This is a genomic window from Runella sp. (genome assembly GCF_027484545.1).
Taxonomy (GTDB): Bacteria; Bacteroidota; Bacteroidia; order Cytophagales; family Spirosomataceae; genus Runella.
Genome location: NZ_JAIXST010000152.1, coordinates 1 through 5,409 on the forward strand (window position 1 = coordinate 1; position 5,409 = coordinate 5,409).

At 46.7% G+C, this 5,409-nt stretch carries 2 protein-coding genes; one reads left to right on the forward strand and one right to left on the reverse strand.

Annotation, left to right across the window (positions count from 1 at the left end; all coding sequences use genetic code 11):
- Positions 1-156: 156 nt before the first annotated feature.
- Complete coding sequence (locus tag Q0081_RS14070; protein ID WP_298354481.1) at positions 157-3,063, forward strand: pitrilysin family protein; 2,907 nt, start codon at positions 157-159, stop codon at positions 3,061-3,063.
- Between the two features lie 82 nt (positions 3,064-3,145).
- Here the strand turns inward: Q0081_RS14070 and Q0081_RS14075 are convergent, their stop codons facing one another.
- Positions 3,146-5,266: a Tex family protein gene (locus Q0081_RS14075; protein ID WP_298354484.1), complete on the reverse strand. Its 2,121-nt coding sequence runs from the start codon at positions 5,264-5,266 to the stop codon at positions 3,146-3,148.
- Positions 5,267-5,409: the final 143 nt, after the last annotated feature.

Genomic DNA, 5,409 nt, shown 5'->3' on the forward strand with positions numbered 1-5,409 from the left:
CAACGGGGGCATCTTTCGGGTGTATTACACATCAGGTAGGTTATTTAGGTTCTTGGTAAAACAAAAATAACACCCCGATTGCCCCTTACAAAATCAGCACCATAATTGGCGCACTACCGGTTAAATTACAGGAATTTTACCAATCTTATTTCGAGCATGATACGTAATTTCGCTTCGCTCTCCCTGCTGTTGGGTCTGTCAATGGCTCAGGGAGCATTCTCACAAACTAAACTCATTGAAAAAGTAACGCGTAAAGGCAATGAATTGGTCATTCCGTACGAAAAGTATGCATTGGCCAATGGGCTAACCGTTATTGTCCACGAAGACCACTCTGACCCGGTTGTGCACGTGGATGTTACCTACCACGTTGGCTCGGCCCGCGAAGAAATCGGTAAATCCGGATTCGCCCACTTTTTTGAGCACATGATGTTTCAGGGCTCCGACCACGTTGCCGACGACGAGCACTTTAAAATCGTTACCGAATCAGGAGGTACGCTAAATGGCTCGACCAACCGCGACCGAACCAACTACTACGAAACTGTACCAAGCAATCAGCTGGAGCGCGCGCTTTGGCTCGAAGCTGACCGTATGGGTTTTTTGCTGGATGCCGTAACGCAGAAAAAGTTTGAAATACAACGGGCTACGGTCAAGAACGAACGGGGGCAAAACTACGACAACCGACCTTATGGACTGGCCAGCGAAACAACTGCCAAAAATCTGTATCCGTACGGCCACCCGTATTCGTGGCTGACCATCGGTTACCTTGAAGATTTGAATCGGGTGAATGTCAACGATCTAAAGAACTTTTTTTTACGTTGGTACGGTCCTAACAATGCCGTTTTGACGGTGGGTGGTGATGTAACTGCGGCACAGGTGGTGCAATTGGCCGAAAAATATTTTGGTACTATTCCAAAAGGCCCGGCCGTCACAAAAACAACCGTTCCTCCTGCGATATTGGATAAAAACCGGTATGTATCGTACGAGGATAACATTCGTTTTCCAATGCTCCGTTTTACGTACCCGACTGTTCCTCTATACCATTCGGATGAGACCGCGCTGGACGCGCTGGCCGATATTCTCGGAGGGGGCCGTAACTCGTTGATGTACAAAAATTTCGTTAAGTCAGAGAAAGCAACCCAGTCCAACGCGAGTCACCCGACGACCGAATTGGCAGGGGAATTTTCGTTAAATGTGCTTCCCTTTCCAACCACACGGCTCGATAGCGCGGAAATGCTTCTGCAACGTACCTTGGCTGAATTTGAATCGCGCGGCGTTACTGACGATGACCTTGCTCAATTTAAAGCCACTCGCGAAACAAACCTGATTGAAGGACTGTCGAGCGTATCGGGAAAAGTGTCACGATTGGCTGCCTATCAGACATTTGCACCGACCGCAAACTACCTGCCTCAGGAGTTAAAAGAGCTTCAAAAGTTGACAAAAGCAGATATAATGCGGGTGTATAATCAATACATCAAAGGCAAAAGCGCAGTCGTTCTGACTGTTTATCCAACGGGGAAAAAAGATATTGTAATTCACCCTGACAATTATACGGCATCGCCCGACGGTTACAAAGCCCCCAATTATGGCTATTATGGACTGACGTATAAAAAACCGACAGATTCGTTTGACCGCAGCAGAAAACCGGCTTCTGGCACCAACCCGGCTACTAAAGTGCCCCCTTTCTGGACCGATAAACTGCCGAACGGCATCAAAATGATTGGTGTTCGCAATGACGAAATTCCAACCGTAACGCTGCTGTTGTCCATTAAAGGCGGTCATTTGTTGTCAGCTACGGATATGTCAAAATCAGGTATTGCGCAGCTGACGGCTTCCATGATGAACGAAGCCACTCAAAATTTTACGTCGGAAGAAATCAATAACCGATTGGAAAAATTGGGAAGCAGCATCTCCATCGGTGCTTCCACGAGCGAAATCAGCATTTCGGTGGAGTCACTGACTAAGAATCTGGATGCTACCCTTGCGCTGCTTGAAGAAAAATTGTTCAGACCTAAATTTGCGCCTCAAGACTTTGCCCGCCTGAAAAAACAGTTGTTGGAAAATATCCAAAATCAAAGTACTCAACCGGTTGTCATTGCCAATAAAGCCTACAACCGACTGTTGTTTGGCGAAGGCGATATCCGGGCGATTCCCGTGAGCGGCACTTCAAAAACCGTAGAAAGCATTACATTAGACGATATCAAAGCTTTTTACGAGAAAAACCTGTCGCCTTCCATGGCCAATTTGGTGATTGTGGGCGATGTTGAGCAGGCCGATATTACGCCTAAACTTGGTTTCCTGAGTAAATGGGCCGTAAAACCTGTCACGATTCCAACGCTGACTGCGGCTAAATCCATTGACAAAACACGTATTTATCTGATTGATAAAGGAAAAGCGGCTCAGTCGGAAATTCGTATTGGGTACGTAACGGATATGCCTTACGACGCTACTGGCGATTATTACCGCACCGGCTTGGCCAATTACATTTTAGGCGGCGCATTCAGCAGTCGGATTAACCTCAACCTGCGCGAAGACAAAGGTTTCACCTACGGAGCCCGTTCTTCTTTTACCGGCAGTCGTTTACCCGCCGTTTTCACGGCTCAGGCAGGAGTAAAAGCTGCCGCTACGGATAGCTCGGTGGTTGAGTTCATCAAAGAAATTACCAACTACGGCAAAGATGGAATTACCGACGAAGAACTGGCTTTTACCAAAAATTCGATTGGGCAACGGGATGCGTTACGCTACGAAACTTCCCTTCAAAAAGCGATTTTTCTGAGCCAAATCATTGACTATGACTTGCCTCGCAACTTTGTGGAGCAACAGAGCGATATTTTGAAGAAAATTACGAAAGAAGATATTAAGTCGATTGCCCGCAAGCGCTTACCGGTCAACAAAATGGTGATAACCGTGGTGGGTGATAAAAATTTGATCAAGCCGGGCTTATCACGTTTAGGCTACGAAGTCATCGAACTGGACAAGGAAGGAAAGCTGCTTACTGCCGGTGACGCTTCTACCGCGCCTCATGCCAAAGCAGGTTCGTTGTCGGGTGGACAGCCGAAGAATTAAACATTGGAAACAACGTCGGCGAGGTTTAGAACGGGGGCACGGTACGCCGTAGCGGCCCAGCCCTCGCCGACGTTTGCGCTCGTCAAATCTTCATACTCAATGCAATACGTTTCCGTGCCAAGTCTACTTCCACTACTTTGACCGTAACATGTTGTTGTAATTTCACCACTTCGTTAGGGTCTTTGATGAAGCGATTAGCCATTTGGGAAACGTGAACCAGCCCATCCTGTTTTACGCCAATATCCACAAAAGCGCCAAATGCCGTTATGTTGGTCACAATGCCCGGCAAAATCATACCTTCGTGCAAATCTTCGGGTTTGCGGATACGGCTGTCGAACTCAAAAGCCGTAATGCGCTCGCGTGGGTCACGGGAAGGTTTTTCCAGTTCTTTCAAAATATCCTGTAACGTCAATAAACCCGTGGTTTCGCTTACGTATTTCTGCGGCGTAATTTGGCGACGCAGTTCCGGTTTCTTCATCAATTCAGCCACATTCGTGTTCAAATCCTTTGCCATTTTTTCTACGACGGGATAACTTTCTGGGTGAACAGCGCTGTTGTCCAACGGATTAGGCGCATTTTCGATGCGTAAAAACCCTGCTGCCTGTTCAAACGCTTTTCCACCCAAACGCGGGACTTTCATCAATTGCTGACGCGATTTGAAATCGCCGTTTTGAGCACGGTATTCCACAATATTCTTGGCCAGAGAAGGCCCTAAACCCGACACGTATTGCAACAGGTGCTTACTGGCGGTATTGATATTGACCCCAACGGAGTTTACGCAACTCTCTACCACCGTGTCCAACGCTGTTTTTAGCATGGTTTGGTTAATGTCGTGCTGATATTGACCTACGCCAATGGATTTTGGGTCAATTTTAACCAATTCGGCCAAAGGGTCCATCAATCGGCGACCGATAGAAACTGCCCCGCGAACAGTTACGTCTTTGTCAGGAAACTCCTCGCGAGCTACATCGGAAGCGGAGTAGATGGAAGCCCCTTGCTCGGACACCATAAACATCTCTATGGCTGTCGAAGAACTCCCTTCGGGTTTTATCTTCTTAATGAAATCTTCCGTTTCGCGGCCGGCAGTACCGTTTCCGATGGCAATGGCTTCAATACGGTGTTTCTGAACTAAATTCTTGATGGACGCTTCGGCGTCGATGGATTTGTCAAAAGGATAAATGACCGTATCGGCCAAGAGATTTCCCTGAGAATCCAAACAGACTACCTTGCAACCTGTACGGAAGCCGGGGTCGATGGCCAATACGCGCTTTTGCCCAAGGGGAGAAGCCAAAAGCAACTGCCGCAGGTTTTCGGTAAACACTTGAATAGCGTAACGGTCCGCTTTTTCCTTGGAAATGTTTGAAAATTCGTTTTCGATGCTGGGCTTCAACAAACGCTTGTAGGCATCGGAAACCGTTTGCTCCAATTGTTCTTTGCAGGCAGGTAATCCTTTGATAAACACACGGTCCAGAAACTCAACAGCCATATCTTCATCAGGTGAAATGTCAATACTCAAAAAACCTTCTTCTTCGCCGCGACGAATGGCCAACAGGCGGTGCGACGGGATTTTATTGAGCGGTTCGCTGAAATCAAAGTAGTCGCGGTACTTGGCACCTTCTTCTTGCTTGTTTTTCTTGACTTTGGAAGAAATCAATGCCGTACGCTCAAAAGCAAAGCGGGTTTTGTTACGAGCATCTACGTTTTCCGATACCCATTCGGCCATGATGTCGCGCGCCCCTTGGAGAGCCTCTTCAATGGTTCCAACCTGCTCATTTAAAAACTGTTCGGCTTTGCGTTCGGGGTTGGCTTCTTTTCCCGAAAAAATCAATTGAGCCAACGGCTCTAACCCTTTTTCGATGGCCATCGTCGCGCGGGTTTTGCGCTTGGGCTTGTAAGGCAAATAAATATCTTCCAGCGTTTGAAGTACGTAGGTACTTTCGAGTTTTTTACGCAACTCAGGTGTCAGCTTGCCTTGTTCGTTAATACTTTTTAAAATGGCTTCACGACGTTTTTCAACCTCCTGAAATTTTTGGTATTGTTCTTTGATGGCAAGAATTTGAACCTCGTCGAGTTGTCCGGTCATTTCTTTACGATAACGAGCAATGAACGGAACTGTGGCTCCTTCGTCAAAAAGAGTAATGGTGTTCTGGGTCTGACGCTCGCTGATTCCTACAATCGGAGCAATAAATTGTGATGCGGTCATTTATTTGTGAATGGTGAATTAGTGATTCGTGAATTCAATTTTGAAATGCAATTTTTTGTTTTTGAATAAACTCAATGGGGGATAAGAACTTGAGTGCTTTTCTGGGCCTGTTGTTTAGTTTATTTTGAATGTTTTCAATATAG